This is a genomic window from Epilithonimonas hispanica (assembly GCF_003385395.1).
Classification (GTDB): domain Bacteria; phylum Bacteroidota; class Bacteroidia; order Flavobacteriales; family Weeksellaceae; genus Epilithonimonas; species Epilithonimonas hispanica.
On sequence record NZ_QNUG01000002.1, the window covers coordinates 36,703 to 51,920 of the forward strand.

The window sequence follows — 15,218 nt, forward strand, 5'->3', positions numbered from 1 at the left end:
TTTAAGGTAATAAAAAAATTAAAACAATGGATAAAATTAAAGACACCAAAACTTTTATGAGAATCACGCATCGTTATCTGGGCTATTTCCTAGCTGGGATTATGGCTGTTTATGCAGTTAGCGGCGTGTTACTGGTTTACAGAGACACAGATTTTCTGAAAAAAGAAAAAAGTTATGAAAAGAAATTCGAGCCAAATTTGGACGAGAAAAAATTAGGAAAGGAAATCAAAATCAAAGGTTTTGAGGTTGATAAAACAGAAGGTGATTTGATGTTTTTCAAACAAGGAACTTACAATATCAAAACAGGCGAAGCTAAATATAAGAAGAAAGAATTGCCATTTGTATTGGACAAAATGACAAAACTGCATAAATCACAATCCAAAGACACATTATCTCCACTCAATACGTTTTTCGGAATCTCGTTATTCTTTTTTGTGATTTCCAGCTTTTGGATGTTCCCACCGAAGTCAAAAATTTTCAAAAGAGGAATGGTTTTTACCGCTATTGGGATTGTGCTTGCTTTGTTATTGACATTTATTTAATATGAAATTCAATTCTTTAAGACCGATTCTTTGGACCGACCAATTTGAAGAAACGATAGCATTCTATACAGAAATTCTCGGTTTTGAACTTGGAGAAAAGAATGAAGATTGGGGTTGGGCTTCCGTTTCTCGAGATAATGTTGAACTAATGTTTGCAAAACCCAACCAACATACAGTTTTCATCAAACCTAATTTTACAGGAAGTTTTTACATCAATGTTCAGAATGTTGATGAAATTTGGGAAAGTTTAAAATCAGACGTTAAAATTTGCTACGAATTGGAAACTTTTGAATGGAGAATGCGCGAGTTCGCCATTTATGATAACAATGGTTTTATTTTGCAGTTTGGACAGGAAATTTAGATTAAATGAAATGTCTTCAAAAGAACATTCAAACTCCAAATAATTACCATCAGTCCAACTCCGATAAACATTGCTTTCAAAGGTAATTTACCGGCTAATTTCGCTGCAATCGGCGCTGCAAGAACACCTCCTAAAATCAAGGCTGCTATTAATTGCCAATGACTGATTCCGATTACTGAAAAGAATGTCAATGCGCTGGCGAATGTCACGAAAAACTCGGTTAAACTGACTGTTCCGATGATATAGCGCGGTGTTTTTCCTTTAGAAATTAAGGTTGAAGTTACCAAAGGTCCCCAACCGCCACCGCCGAAAGAATCTAAGAAACCACCTGCTCCGGCTAACCAGCCTACTCTTTTCGTTTTTTTACGTTTTTTATTTTTCTTGAATGCATTGAAAAGAATTCTTATTCCAAGAATAAATGTATAAGTTGCCAAAATCGGTTTGATAATTCCTGCATATTTTTCTCCAAAATATGATAGCAACAATGCTCCAACAACGGCTCCAATCACACCTGGAATTAATATATTCTTGAATAATTTTTTATTAATATTCCCGAATTTGTAATGACTGAAACCCGAAGCGCCACTCGAAAACATCTCCGCCGTGTGGATACTACTACTGATTGCAGGCAACGGAATCCCAATATATAAAAGCGCAGCTGTACAAGTCACGCCGTAACCCATTCCCAAAGCACCATCAATCAATTGAGCTAAAAATCCAACCAAGAATAACCAGAAAAACCGTTCGTCCGTATTATGATTCAGATATTGATAGGCGACTTCTAAATCGTTGAATCCAATGTAAAATGATAGAATATTTCCTATTAATAAAATTACAAAAGCAAAGAAAAAAATACTTGCAATTCTTCGCCATTTTTTTTCACCATTAATAAAGAAAAGATTTTTTCTGTCCTGATTATCATTATTTCCCCGAAAGAAAAAATCATTATCAGAAGGAGGACTTGGAGCAAAATATAAGTTCTTTCTTTCTTTAATTTTATTAATTATCAGCTGGTCCTGAGCAGAATCTTCTGTCGCCACAATGAACAAATCCGCAATCTCCAAATAAGAATCATCAAAATCTTCATTGATAATTTTAACCGATGTATTTTCCAGCAATAGGTTTTTGATATCATCAGAAAGTCTCTTTGCGAGAACACTGATATTAGCATCCGGAATATTCTGCATAATATCATTCAACTGTTCCGAAGCTAATTTTCCACCGCCGACAATCAAGATTTTGTTAGTCGATGCGTTGATGAAAACCGGAAGTGAAATTTTTGATGTCAAAATTGGATTTATTTTTTATTAAAAAAGCTTGGACAGGCTCATTCTGACAATGTTACAATTACTGAATCAATCCTGCACCAACTGTTACAAAACTCGTCTCATCGATAAATATAATTCCGCCATTGGAAGCCAAATCTTTGTAAGAATCGTAAGCCAGAGGTTTTGCTGTTTTGAGTTTTAGTTTTACAATTTCGTTGAGTGAGACTTGCTCAACTTCTTGTTTTTCCAAAGTATTGACATCAAGCTTATATTCGATGTCTTTTACGATTCCTTTGACTTGAGTTGTGTTATTTTGAATCAGATATTTTGAACCGGATTTCAAAGGTTTGTCACCCATCCAACAAACCAAAACTTCTAATTCCTGTTCAATTTTTGGAAGGTCATCAGATTTTACAATCAAATCGCCACGGCTGATATCTACATCATTTTCCAAATGCAAAACCACACTTTGAGGCGCAAATGCTTCTTCAACTTGTTTTTGAGCGACTTCTATTGCAGAAATCTTACTTTCCGTTCCGGAAGGTAAAATCGTCACCGAATCTCCAACTTTATAAATTCCGCTGGTGATTTTTCCTGCATATCCACGATAATCGTGAAGTTCTTCTGTCTGAGGACGAATCACGTATTGAACAGGAAATCTCGCTTTATCCAGATTGATTGTATTTTCCAGCTCAACAGTTTCCAAATAATCGAGTAAAGTTTTCCCTTCGTACCAATTCAGGTTTTCGGATTGGTCAACGATATTGTCTCCGTTCAAAGCTGAGATTGGAATATAAACGACATTATTCAAAGACAGCTGTTCTGCCATTTTGGAATATTCTTCTTTGATATTATTGAAAATCTCTTCCGAATACCCAACTAAGTCCAGTTTGTTAATCGCAACCACAACATTCGGAATGTTAAGCAAAGATGCAATGATAGAATGTCTTTTGGTCTGTTCTATGATTCCGTTTCTGGCATCAATCAGAATAATGATTAAAGCAGCGTTACTGGCTCCGGTAATCATATTTCGGGTATATTGAACGTGACCCGGCGCATCTGCAATGATGAATTTACGTTTTGGTGTTGAGAAATATTTGTAAGCCACATCAATTGTAATTCCTTGTTCACGTTCGGCTCTTAAACCGTCTGTCAACAAAGCCAAATCGATAGTTCCGTCATTTTTGAATTTGCTGGCGCGTTCAACAGCTTCCAATTGGTCTATCAGAATGTTTTTGCTATCGTATAATAATCTGCCTATCAGTGTACTTTTTCCGTCATCTACACTTCCTGCAGTGATGAATCTTAATATGTCCATTATTGTAATGGTTAATTGTTAATGTTGAATGGTTATCATCTAACCATAGAATTGCTCAATAGCCCTGATGGTAGCGGCATCCTTTTGCTTTTTTTTCATATATGAAAAAGCAAAAGATATAGCGGACAGCAGGTTCTCGGCTCCTAAAAATATCCGGCTTTCTTTCTGTCTTCCATTGCAGCTTCCGAAGTTCTGTCGTCTATTCTGGTTTCGCCTCGTTCACTGGTTTTTGTGGTAATAATTTCTGCAATCACTTGCTCTAGATTACCAGCCTCAGACAAAACTGCTGCGGTGCAAGTCATATCGCCAACCGTTCTGTAGCGTACTTTTTCTGTGGTTACAATGTCGCCTTCTTCCAGATTTACAAACTCATTCATTGCGATGAATTGATTATCGAGATTCAGAACTTCTCTCTCGTGAGAAAAATAGATTGAAGGTAATTGAATGTTTTCTTTCAAGATATAATTCCAAACATCCAACTCTGTCCAGTTACTAATTGGAAATGCTCTTACCTGTTCTCCTTTATGGATTTTCCCGTTGTACGTATTCCAAAGTTCGGGACGCTGAAGTTTCGGGTCCCATTGTCCAAAATCATCACGAACAGAGAAAATTCTTTCTTTAGCTCTGGCTTTTTCCTCATCTCGTCTTCCGCCACCAATACAGCAATCGAATTCGAATTCTTCGACCGTGTCCAATAATGTGAAAGTCTGCAATGCATTTCTACTGGGCAATTTTCCTTTTGGTTCGGTCAGGCCTTTTTCTTTGATGGTATCTTCAACTTTTCTTACAATCAGTTTTTCTCCGATTTGTTCTGCTAATTGGTCGCGAAATTCCAAAACTTCAGGAAAATTATGACCTGTATCGATATGAACTAGCGGAAACGGAAATTTCCCAGGACGAAAAGCTTTCAGCGCAAGATGTACCAACGTAATACTGTCTTTTCCACCACTGAAAAGCAAAGCCGGTCGCTCAAACTGACCCGCAACTTCCCTGAAAATATGAATGGCTTCGGATTCTAGCTGTTCCAGGTAATCCAAATGATATTTTGACATTTTTTTATTTTTTAAACGCAAAGTGCGCAAAGTTTTTTTTATCTAATTGAAAATATTTTAAGGTTCGCAAAGGCGTTTCACTCAGCAAGATTATCTATTCGAAAATATTTAACAATTGGATTATATTTATTTTTCTAACTATTTGATTTGTTATTTATGAACGTGGAGTCCACATTCTTTTTTGCAGGCATCTTCCCACCACCAGCGACCTGCACGAAAATCTTCGCCCGGCTGAATCGCACGTGTACAAGGTGCACAGCCGATGCTAACGAAACCTTTGTCGTGCAAAATATTATAAGGAATATTATTTTTTTTGATATAATCTCTAACTTGTTCCGTTGTCCAGAAGAGGATTGGATGGTATTTGATGATTTGGTTGGACTCGTCCCATTCGAATTGAGAAAGATTTTCTCTCGCGACGGAATGTTCGGCTCTGAGTCCTGTAATCCAAATTTTGTTGCCTTTCAAAGCTCTTTTTAACGGATGCACTTTTCTGATATCGCAACAAGTTTTCCTATTTTCCACAGACCTGTAAAAAGAATCAGGTCCATTGTCCTGAATGAAAGGTTCTAATTCTTCGGGATTTGGATAATAAGCTTTGATTGGAAGTTTGTATTTGGATTTAGTTAAATTCCAAGTGTTGTAAGTATCTTCGAATAAACGACCTGTGTCCAACGTGAAAACTTTGATTTCGGAATTTTTTACATAATCCGTAATCACTTGATCTTCGAAACTAAAGCTTGTGGAAAAGCAAACTTCGTCGGGAAAAGTATTCGTCAGAATCTCCAGAACTTCTTCTATCGATTTTGATTCAATGTTTTCATCAATTAGTTTTTGGTAAGTTTCTTTTAGTTCGTTCATCATTATTAGATATTATCCGAAATGCAAATTTAACAATTCATTGAAATCTGACCAAATTAGTATAATTTAAATTTTGTTAATTAAATTAGTAAAATCTTTTCACATCAATTTCAGAATCGAGTTCAATATCGTTTTCTAAGTAATCAAACAAAACTTTGGAAAAATAACTTCCGTTGTAAACACCTCTTGCTCCCAATCCATTAAAAATATAAAAATTCTGATGGTCTTGCTGTCTTCCTAAAATTGGTCTTCTGTCTGTAACTGTCGCACGAAAAGCGAAGTTAATATCTTTTATTTCAAAATCGTTTTTGTATAATTCGCGAAGTCCATTTTCTAGTTCCTCAAAAGATGCTTTGTTGATATCATCTGAATTATCAAAACGGTCGTAAGTTCCGCCGTAATAATATTCATCATTTTGAAGATTGAACAAGAAATGTTTCTTCTTGATAATGTAAGATTCAGGTTTCTCTTTAAGTTTTAGCTTTAAGCAATGTCCTTTATTTGGTTTAATTGGAATTTCTTTAAAATAAGGATTATGATTGCTCGCAACACCTTCACAGAAAACGAGGTTTTTAAATGAAAGATATTTGTAGGAATTATTCTCAGTATTAATCAAATCATAGTCAAATTTTTCTCTGATTAAATAATTGTTCTCTTCTAAATAATTAAGCATATCTTGAAAAAATTCAGTTACATTTAATCTTGCAGAATGATTTACTTTTCCAGCTTCGAAAGGATTTTCTACGCTATCAAGTTTGATAAAATCATTATTAAGAAAAGATTGTAAGTTTTCTTTTTCAGAATTTCTCTTCCATTGAACTTTCTCAGAATCGTTATGAAAAATTCGAATGACGTTTTCATCAATCAAATATTTTTTCGATTGATATTGTTCAATCTCACTAAAAATAATATCAAGATAATCGATTTGTTCTTGGGACTTCCAAAACGTGGTAAACCTTTTCAGAATAACCGGATTACAAACACCAGCAGAAATCTGAGAAGCAGAAATATTGCCGTCATAGAAAATCTTAAAGGACTTATTTTCCTTGATTAATTGATGTGCAAAAAAAAGTCCTGCATAACCTGCTCCGACGATGATAAAATCTACTTGTTCCATAAAAATAAAAAACCTAAGTAAAGATACTTAGGTTTTTTTATTTGGACTATGAGAAATATTAGTAATTCCACATATCATTTTCCATTTGAAGAATCTGAGCTTTGATTCTATCACTTTCTTCCAGCTGTCCGTCTGCATCGTTCGGGATATACTCGTCAATGATTCCACTTCCGCCTCTTCCCATTCCGTTATCCGTTTTATAGATAATTGCTGAAAATCTTCTTGCATTAAGAACATCATCAAAAGTAATATCAGATGTAGAGTTCTTAGCATTGAAAATGTAGTTACTAGACAAAACCTGTCTTGCATCCGGATAATAAATCCAGAAAAGATCGATTAAATCACTAGCTTCATTAAGGATGGAAGGATCTACTGGAGCTCCAGATTCCTGCATTTGTCTAGCTCTTTCCGCTTTCAAAATAGCAGAGTTAGGATCTTCCCCCATTGCTGCAATTCCAAGAAGTCTATATCTTAATTGAGTATCTCTTTTATCGATATACCACATTCCCATCAACTTAAGTGCTTTAACTTTCTCGGTACTAGTTTCAGAAAAACCAACGTTGGCTTCAACATCACTTTTTTTGATTTTGTACCAAGATCCATCTAAGTTAACAAGCATTGTTCCAGGTTCAATAGTTGGTGCTTTAGTGGTCTTTTTAACAGTTTTTTTCTTTTTGCCTTTTCCAGTAGTGACAGTTTCTTCTGTAGCTTCTGGTTGAGCAGTTCCTGTATATTCCAAAACATCCGCAAGTCTTGTAGAATATTTCATAAACATTCCATCAACTTGTTTGTTGCCAGCACCTTTCAGAGAAGTAAAATATTTCAAAAGTCTTTGAGCTTCTGCATCTTCAATTTTATTAGCGTTCATTATTTCTGTGAAATAATCATCAACCATAGGAACAGACGTTGCGGCTGCGATACCTTCTGGAGTTAATCTACTTGTAAAATCATCACCAGAATAAACTTCTTTAATTTTACCTGAATTAACCGCGTCTAATAAAACCTGATAAAGGGATTTATTTTGAGAAACTAGACCATCAGCATTGTGATAGAAAGGCTGATTGATTTTATCATTCATATCAATAATTTCCCATACAACCATGCTTCTCAATATGTCTTTATCTTCGATAAAACCATATTTAAGAGGTGTAATACTATCTTTCTTAATCTCACGATCTTCTCTGAATGTCTGAGGAGAATTAGCATTCAGAATGCTATTTTGTCCAAAAGCTATTGTAGAGGAAAGACAAATTAAACTATATATAATCTTTTTCATAATAAGTATTGAAATAAAAAATCAATCAGATAAAAAACTTGTTTTAAAATTTATAGTACACTAATAACTACACCGCTGATATTAGGAAGTACTACACCGCTTAGTCCTTGAGCTGTTGCTTGAACATCAAAGATTGCGACGTTGTCACCAGGTCTTAACCCTTTAGTTAAAGATTCAACTGGTGCCAAAGAATTTCCGTTTACAGACATTACAGCTTTACCAGGTACTTTAACTTTAAAGCTTACGACATTAAATGAAACTGGGAAATCAAAATCTTTAAGCGTTGCAGTCAACGTTTGTTTCGAAATCATATTCGCAGGCATTACATCGTAACCTTTACCTCTAATTTCACCTCTTGGTGGAGGAATATTTTTAACTCTAAATTTGAATGGTTGAGAAATTGTCTTTCCACTAGGTGACTTTCCAGCAATTGTAAGAGTCACCTCATTACCTGCGCCAGGTGTAACATTCCACTTACCACTGCTCCCACTTACAGAAGCTCCTGCTCCTGATAACGTAGTAGCACTAAGATCAGCACCTAATATTGATCCTGAAACTGGGTTCGAAAGTCCTCTATAAAGAACGTTCATTTTATCAGCTGCTAAAATTGCACCACTTTGTTCTTTAAGCGCTTCTGAACCAGAAACAACATTTAAAGTATGGGCATAAGGCAATGAATGTGGTTTACCATTCTTATCATTAAATGTAATAGTACCTTGGAATTTTTGTTCACCAGTAGCTCCTGTATTAGGAGTAATAACTCCTTGACCATTTACAACTTGAGCTCCAGAAATAGCTAAACCAGGAACAGAACTAGCAAAAGTTCCAATTGCCACTTTGATTTGAGCCGGTTCTCCTTTCATAACTGAACTTGGTCCAGAAACTAAAGCTTCATAAGCGTCAAACTTGATATCTGCATCTACTTTCTCTTGAAGCATAGATGTAATTGCATCAGATTGTAAATTTCTAGCTTCTGACTGAATAACTTCTAAATTAGAAAGAGCCGCTACTAATGGCTGATTATAAAATTTGTACTGAACCCAACCTTTGTTCGCTCTTTTATCTCCTTTAGGAAAATCTGAAAGAAGAGTTTTTTTAGCTCTATCTGCAACATCTTTTAGTTGAGCATTAGTTCCAAAAGTACTTACAATAAAATCCCTCAATCCATTAATTTTAGCTTGAAGATCAGTTGCTGTTTTAGAAGGATTTTTTTCATCCCCATCTTTGAAGAAATTACTTGTAGCTGGTTCTGTATTATTAAGAGCTGTAAAACTTTCTTCAACAGGCAAAGTAGAGTTATACTCTGCTTCTTTACTCATTTTAGTTTTAAGGTCTTCGATAAAATTAACCAATTCGTTAGTTTTTCCTTCCAATCCTTTATATTGGTCTAATAATGGACCATAAGTTTCTGGTGATGCAACAGCTTTCGCTTCTAAAGTCTTTTTGAAGATTTTATCATTCTTATCTTGAACTGTAAGTCTTGTATCAGTCAATGACTGATTTGTATCTTTATATGATCTGATGATTTCCTGATCGATTTGCATTGCAAGCATTGCAATGAAAACCAAATACATCAGGTTAATCATCTTCTGACGTGGTGTCTGTTTACCTCCTGCCATTTTAAAATAATTTAAATGTTAAACAATAATTAAAATGATAGTGATTAAGACTTCATTGCGCTAAGCATACCACCATAAACTCTGTTAAGGTTGTTTAGATTAGATGTTAAACCTTGTAATTCTTCGTTGAATTTTTCAGATTGTGCAGCAGATTTTTGAATATCTTCTACATATTTTTTGCTGAATTCTGATTGTTTTTGACCGTGCTCTAATTGAAGTGCATAAAGGGCATTCATACTTTCAAGGTGTGAAGCAGCAAGGTTCAATTGCTCATTATATTTGTGAGTAGAAGCAGAAACATCAACAGTTTGGTTGATTTGATCTACAGAAGAAGAGAACTTATCAATTCCTCCTCTTAATCTTTCGAATAAACTTACATCTAGTTTAGCATCTGCTAACATTTGATCAAGTTTGCTAGATAAAGACACTTCTAATTCTTTATTTTCTACTTTGTTTACAACTTTTCTAGGTTGTCTTTCTGCAGTCTCGTCTAATAATTCTGGATACACATTTTCCCAAGCATAGCTTTCTTCAGATTTTGGTGGATCGAATGCAAAGAATAAGAAAATTAATGCTTCAGTAATCAAACCAGCAGCAAGAGCAACGTTACCTGTAATTGGACCTAAGCTCCAGTGTGTCATTTTGAATAGAGCTCCCAAGATTACAATCGCAGCACCGAACGAATAAACAAAATTCGTTATTGATTCTTTTGTTTTAAACATTTTCAAAAATTTTAGTTAGTAATAGTTAGTTAATTATTTAGTTGTTCTTTTAAATTTCCCAGCTCCAGAAGGAATATCCTGAATCGTTCTGAATCCAATATAACTTCTAGCTGAGTCTTTCCTTTCCCAATCTCTGTAACCGGTCATCAATAGATAACCTACATCTTTCCAAGAACCACCTCTTACAGTTTTTTTAACCTCTCTGTAAGCTTGGTTAGATAGATAAGGATTTAGTGTAGAAGAAAACTCGTATGTAGAATTACTGTAAGGAGACTCTGTCCATTCAGAAACATTACCCGCCATATCGAATAATCCATATCCATTTTTAGGGAACTTTCTAACAGGAGCAGTATAAGTATAGTTTCCTTTCTTTTCGTCTTCTATATAACTACCTCTTTTAGGTTTGAAGTTTGCAAGGTAACAACCTCTATCATCTTGCAAGTAAGGACCTCCCCAAGGATAAGTAGCATTTTCAATACCTCCTTTTGCAGCATATTCCCATTCAGCTTCTGTAGGAAGGCGGAATCTCATGGCTTTTTGCTTTTTCTTTTTAAGACTATTGTTGTAATCTGTTTTTATTTTGGTTCTGAAATCACAAAAAGCTCTTGCTTGATCCCAAGTAACACCTACAACAGGATACTCTTTGTAAGCATTATGCCAAAAATACTGATCAAACAATGGTTCGTTATAAGCATAGTTAAAATCTTTTACCCAAACTGTAGTATCAGGATAGATTGCAATACTTTCTTTTTTAAGATAATTTGCGCTTCTGTCTTTATCTTTTACAGCAGACATAACATCTTCCCATTGATAATTATATTTGATTTTTGACCAATCTATAATTCTTTCGTTATTGATTCTTTTTTCTTTAGGTAAATACATAGACTCCAAAACTTCTGCATATTTTTCGTCGGGATAAGCAGATGTATTATATTGAAGTGGCACTTTCCAATCTAGTTTTTTTGATTCGTCATAACCGCCATCTCCATCTCTGCCTCCTTGTGATTCCAAATACGATTGGTAAGGTGTAGCTTCTTCTCCTGTTTTTTTACTTGCGTATGCAAAATCTCCAATAGAACCACCGTTACCGCCTTCTTCTCCACCACCTTCGCCAGCAGCTTCTGCCAATAAACCTCTTGCTATTGAATCTCTAACAGCATTAATAAACACTCTATACTCAGCATTCGTAATTTCTGTTTCATCCATAAAAAAGGAAGATACTGTAACTGTTTTTGGCATTGCTTTTTCTGGTGTTGCTGAAAAATCCTGATCTGCCATACCCATTACAAACGACCCACCAGGAATTGAAACCATTCCATATGGTCTGTCTGCAATAAATGATTTAGATGATCCTCTTGGAACAAGCTCACCCTTAAGGCCGGGTTTACCGGCACTTCCCTTGCTCCCTTTGGAACAAGAAACAATAACCGATGTTGACAATAATATTAGTAATATCCTTTTCATCCTATTTTAAAGAAATTAAGCGGTAAATATATAATTTTTTTTATGAATAATTATCAATTTTTATTCAAAACGTAATTTGTTAGAGAATATTTCATAAACTATGAAATTATTCTACAGTTACTGATTTTGCAAGGTTTCTAGGCTGATCTACATTAGCTCCTCTTTCAACTGCAATATAGTATGAAAGGAGTTGTAAAGGTATTGAAGCCAAAATTGGAGAGAAGCATTCTGAAGTCTCAGGAATCTCTATTATGTAGTCTGCCATTGCAGCAACTTGAACATCACCTTTATTAATAACAGCAATTACAATTCCTTTTCTAGCCTTGATCTCTTGAACATTACTTACAATCTTATCATAATGTCCAATCTTTGGTGCAATGATAACGATTGGCATTTTCTCATCAATCAAAGCAATTGGACCATGCTTCATCTCAGCTGCAGGGTAGCCTTCTGCATGGATATATGAAATCTCTTTTAACTTAAGCGCTCCTTCTAATGCTGCAGGATAGTTATAACCTCTTCCCAAGTATAAAAAGTTAGTCGCATCTACAAAGTTCTTCGCAATTTCTTTTACTGTATTATCAACAGAATTCAAAACATCTTCTACTTTTTTAGGAATAGCTTCTAATTCTGTAATTAACCTCATAAAGTCGGCTTTACCCAAATTACCATTATGATTTCCTAATTTGATAGCGATAAGAGATAAAATTGTAAGTTGAGCTGTAAATGCCTTTGTAGAAGCAACACCAATTTCTGGACCTGCATGTGTATATGCTCCAGCATCTGTATATCTTGCAATCGAAGAATCTACAACGTTACAAATTCCAAATACAAAAGCACCTTTTTCTTTAGCTAATTTGATAGCAGCCATTGTATCCGCAGTTTCTCCAGACTGAGAAATTGCGATTACAAGATCTTTAGAATTAACAATTGGATTCCTGTATCTAAATTCTGACGCATATTCTACCTCTACTGGTACTCTAGCAAATTCTTCAATTAGATATTCTCCAATCAATCCTGCATGCCATGAAGTACCACAAGCAATAATTATTATTCTTTCTGCATTGGTTAATCTTTCCAAATGATCCCAAATACCAGCCATTTTTATAATACCTTCATTTACAAGTAATCGACCTCTCATTGTGTCTAAAATAGATTTTGGTTGTTCGAATATTTCTTTTAGCATAAAATGTTCATAACCTCCTTTTTCTATCTGCTCAAGATTAAGTCTTAATTCTTGTATTGCTGGTTCTATTTTAGCGTTTTCTTTAATTGTTCTAATGTCAATACCAGAATCGAGAGAAATAGTAGCCATATGCCCTTCTTCAAGATACGCGGCTTCTTTTGTAAATTCTACAAATGGAGAAGCATCAGATGCGACAAAATACTCATTATCACCAATACCAATTGCAAGCGGAGACCCTAATCTAGCAACTACTAATTGTCCTGGAAAATCATCATGCATAACAGAAACTGCATAAGCTCCATAAACCTCATTCAAAGCATAACGAACTGCTTCTGGAAATGCCAAGGTTGGTTCTTTATCCATAAAATACTGAATAAGATTTACCAATACCTCTGTATCTGTCTCTGATTTGAATTCAAAATCTTTATTGATAAGCATTGTTTTTATAGTATCATAATTTTCTATGATACCATTGTGAACCAATGCTATTTTCCCATTATTGGATAGATGTGGATGAGAATTGTTATCACTTGGAACACCATGTGTAGCCCATCTCGTATGTCCCATCCCTAGTTTGGAAGTACCCTTTAATACTTTTGAGATAGCTACAAGATCATCTACTTTTCCTTTAGTTTTTTTAACTTCTAATTCACCATTTTCGGTTTCTAGAACAACGCCAGCACTATCGTAACCGCGGTATTCTAAACGACGTAATCCATTGATAACAATATCATAAGCATCACGAAAACCTGTATATCCTACGATTCCACACATATTATTAAAAGTTTTTTATTTTTTTGTATAAATTAATCTTAGTTGAGCTTCTTTGCTAGATTTTGCGTCAATTTGCTTACCTACATTTTGAGCATCAACAGTACCTTTTAGTACTACACGATAAGGGTTATAAGCTCTAGTATTATAATATTGTCCTAGCAAAACTCCAGTAGTTGTATCGGTTAAATAACTTCCAAGATTGATAATATAATCCCTATCAGTAGTGTTAGGATTGTAAGTATCATCTTCGATTATTGTTTTAAGAGAAGCCGTGATTCCAATATCATAGTAAGCATCTTCTGTTGACAGATTAGCAGTTTTCAATAAAGAATATCCCGCACTAGACAAGCTGGTCATATCTGGAAGAAAGCCTTTCAAAACTCTATTTTTCACCAACATATTGGAAGGTTTCTTATACTTATTATTCCAAGTAGCAGCGTCATTGTAAAGTCGTATCTTGGCAGAAACAATCCCTATTTTTTCATTTTTATACTTGTTCTTCAACGCTATAATTGTTGCTGCAGGAATTCTAATCCCAGCACTAGATCCACCCATTCCTTGCAAATACAATTCTTTAGCATAATTATTAGTTGAAACAACTAAGTTTTTTCCTGATTCTATTTTATTAAAATCAGCAATCTTGATGGCATTATTTCTAGCGGTAATATAAGATTGATTTGTTCTATTGTATGTTATACTACTTAAGTGAACATTGGACGAACCTAAATTCAATTCTGTTTCTGCCTTAGTACGGGTAACAGTTCCATCTGTTGCAGTCACATCGTTTTTATAATAAATGGTAATTGCGGCATCATTGGGAGCCATTGAAAATAAATAACCGTCATTCTCAGAAACAGAAATACTTAGACCTTTGAAATATCTAATAAAAGATGCAGCGTCTTTTAGAACCTGATCTCCTTTTTTAGCAATAATTTTATTTTGGAAGAATAAACTATCCAACTTCATTCTAAAAGAAACAGCTTTATTTAGCAACTCAGTAGCATCACTATCCTTTGTTACAACTACAGAATTAACAGTCCCGTCAAAAACTTTCGAGCCTAATTCCGCACCCAAAGCAACTGCTTTTTTAGAAGTAAGTGAGTCTGATGTACTTCCCAGGAAATCACTCACTTCATTTACTTTAATAGTAAACTTAGTTTTTTCTCCTCCTAATTTATACTTCCCATACTTACTTACAGGATAAGTCGTTACTACTTTTTTTGCAGCAACCGCCCCATCTGGATAGATATAATCTTCATTAGTTGTAGTGGTAATAGAATCTGAAGCTGTTTCATATCTTGGCTTCAATGTCAAAACAACAGAATCAATAACTGGATTAGTTCCAAAATCGGGATCGTATGTATTCAATCTAACTTGAGTAATGTAAGATGCTTTTTGCATACCAAATACATCTTCAGTAAAAGCACCAATTCTAACACTATCCAATTTCGAAGCATCTGCGCGAATAACATCGTCATTATCAATATTATATGCTATAAGACTATATGCTTCATCGTAACCATCTGCTCCATTGGCATCTACCAACTGTGATCCCAAATTATCCAAATCTCCTTCACAAGAGTTTAAAACAACAATTCCCATTACGAAAAATGGGATCACTTTCATAAAAGTTTTTATTTTTATCATTATAAAAAAAT

General features: G+C 34.6%; 13 protein-coding genes. 2 read left to right on the forward strand and 11 right to left on the reverse strand.

Going from position 1 to position 15,218, the window contains the following annotated elements:
• Window positions 1–26: 26 nt before the first annotated feature.
• Both DRF58_RS00895 and DRF58_RS00900 read left to right on the forward strand, forming a co-directional pair.
• On the forward strand, window positions 27–542 hold the full coding sequence (locus DRF58_RS00895) for a hypothetical protein (RefSeq protein ID WP_116031775.1): 516 nt from the start codon (window positions 27–29) through the stop codon (window positions 540–542).
• A 1-nt stretch (window position 543) separates the two neighbouring features.
• Window positions 544–903, forward strand: a complete 360-nt coding sequence (locus tag DRF58_RS00900; RefSeq protein ID WP_116031777.1) for a VOC family protein — start codon at window positions 544–546, stop codon at window positions 901–903.
• Here the strand turns inward: DRF58_RS00900 and DRF58_RS00905 are convergent.
• From DRF58_RS00905 to DRF58_RS00955, 11 genes are all read right to left on the reverse strand, one after another.
• Window positions 900–2,192, reverse strand: coding sequence for a TSUP family transporter (locus tag DRF58_RS00905; protein ID WP_116031779.1), 1,293 nt, complete (start codon window positions 2,190–2,192; stop codon window positions 900–902). The genes DRF58_RS00900 and DRF58_RS00905 overlap by 4 nt on opposite strands.
• Before the next feature lie 58 nt (window positions 2,193–2,250).
• On the reverse strand, window positions 2,251–3,489 hold the full coding sequence (locus DRF58_RS00910; protein WP_116031781.1) for a sulfate adenylyltransferase subunit 1: 1,239 nt from the start codon (window positions 3,487–3,489) through the stop codon (window positions 2,251–2,253).
• A 143-nt stretch (window positions 3,490–3,632) separates the two neighbouring features.
• On the reverse strand, window positions 3,633–4,541 hold the full coding sequence (cysD, locus tag DRF58_RS00915; RefSeq protein ID WP_116031784.1) for a sulfate adenylyltransferase subunit CysD: 909 nt from the start codon (window positions 4,539–4,541) through the stop codon (window positions 3,633–3,635).
• Between the two features lie 150 nt (window positions 4,542–4,691).
• Complete coding sequence (locus DRF58_RS00920; RefSeq protein ID WP_116031786.1) at window positions 4,692–5,405, reverse strand: phosphoadenylyl-sulfate reductase; 714 nt, start codon at window positions 5,403–5,405, stop codon at window positions 4,692–4,694.
• A gap of 82 nt (window positions 5,406–5,487) precedes the next feature.
• Window positions 5,488–6,519, reverse strand: a complete 1,032-nt coding sequence (locus tag DRF58_RS00925; protein WP_116031788.1) for an NAD(P)/FAD-dependent oxidoreductase — start codon at window positions 6,517–6,519, stop codon at window positions 5,488–5,490.
• Between the two features lie 58 nt (window positions 6,520–6,577).
• Window positions 6,578–7,795, reverse strand: a complete 1,218-nt coding sequence (gene porN / locus DRF58_RS00930; protein WP_116031790.1) for a type IX secretion system ring subunit PorN/GldN — start codon at window positions 7,793–7,795, stop codon at window positions 6,578–6,580.
• Between the two features lie 50 nt (window positions 7,796–7,845).
• Window positions 7,846–9,414, reverse strand: coding sequence for a type IX secretion system motor protein PorM/GldM (gene porM / locus DRF58_RS00935; RefSeq protein ID WP_116031792.1), 1,569 nt, complete (start codon window positions 9,412–9,414; stop codon window positions 7,846–7,848).
• Window positions 9,415–9,458: 44 nt separating this feature from the next.
• Window positions 9,459–10,136 (reverse strand): type IX secretion system motor protein PorL/GldL, encoded by a 678-nt coding sequence (gene porL, locus DRF58_RS00940; protein ID WP_116031795.1) that lies wholly within the window; start codon window positions 10,134–10,136, stop codon window positions 9,459–9,461.
• Window positions 10,137–10,169: 33 nt separating this feature from the next.
• Complete coding sequence (porK, locus tag DRF58_RS00945) at window positions 10,170–11,600, reverse strand: T9SS ring complex lipoprotein PorK/GldK (protein ID WP_116031796.1); 1,431 nt, start codon at window positions 11,598–11,600, stop codon at window positions 10,170–10,172.
• 106 nt (window positions 11,601–11,706) lie between these two features.
• Complete coding sequence (glmS, locus tag DRF58_RS00950) at window positions 11,707–13,560, reverse strand: glutamine--fructose-6-phosphate transaminase (isomerizing) (protein ID WP_116031799.1); 1,854 nt, start codon at window positions 13,558–13,560, stop codon at window positions 11,707–11,709.
• Window positions 13,561–13,575: 15 nt separating this feature from the next.
• Window positions 13,576–15,186: a DUF4270 family protein gene (locus DRF58_RS00955; protein ID WP_245955336.1), complete on the reverse strand. Its 1,611-nt coding sequence runs from the start codon at window positions 15,184–15,186 to the stop codon at window positions 13,576–13,578.
• Between the last annotated feature and the right edge of the window lie 32 nt (window positions 15,187–15,218).

What these genes read in the sequence shown, in the direction of transcription:
- DRF58_RS00895 (WP_116031775.1), top strand. Translation starts at nt 27, where the DNA reads ATGGATAAAATTAAAGACACCAAAACTTTTATGAGAATCACGCATCGT.
- DRF58_RS00900 (WP_116031777.1), top strand. Translation starts at nt 544, where the DNA reads ATGAAATTCAATTCTTTAAGACCGATTCTTTGGACCGACCAATTTGAA.
- DRF58_RS00910 (WP_116031781.1), bottom strand. Translation starts at nt 3,489, where the DNA reads ATGGACATATTAAGATTCATCACTGCAGGAAGTGTAGATGACGGAAAA.
- cysD (WP_116031784.1), bottom strand. Translation starts at nt 4,541, where the DNA reads ATGTCAAAATATCATTTGGATTACCTGGAACAGCTAGAATCCGAAGCC.
- DRF58_RS00920 (WP_116031786.1), bottom strand. Translation starts at nt 5,405, where the DNA reads ATGATGAACGAACTAAAAGAAACTTACCAAAAACTAATTGATGAAAAC.
- DRF58_RS00925 (WP_116031788.1), bottom strand. Translation starts at nt 6,519, where the DNA reads ATGGAACAAGTAGATTTTATCATCGTCGGAGCAGGTTATGCAGGACTT.
- porN (WP_116031790.1), bottom strand. Translation starts at nt 7,795, where the DNA reads ATGAAAAAGATTATATATAGTTTAATTTGTCTTTCCTCTACAATAGCT.
- porM (WP_116031792.1), bottom strand. Translation starts at nt 9,414, where the DNA reads ATGGCAGGAGGTAAACAGACACCACGTCAGAAGATGATTAACCTGATG.
- porL (WP_116031795.1), bottom strand. Translation starts at nt 10,136, where the DNA reads ATGTTTAAAACAAAAGAATCAATAACGAATTTTGTTTATTCGTTCGGT.
- porK (WP_116031796.1), bottom strand. Translation starts at nt 11,600, where the DNA reads ATGAAAAGGATATTACTAATATTATTGTCAACATCGGTTATTGTTTCT.
- glmS (WP_116031799.1), bottom strand. Translation starts at nt 13,560, where the DNA reads ATGTGTGGAATCGTAGGATATACAGGTTTTCGTGATGCTTATGATATT.
- DRF58_RS00955 (WP_245955336.1), bottom strand. Translation starts at nt 15,186, where the DNA reads ATGAAAGTGATCCCATTTTTCGTAATGGGAATTGTTGTTTTAAACTCT.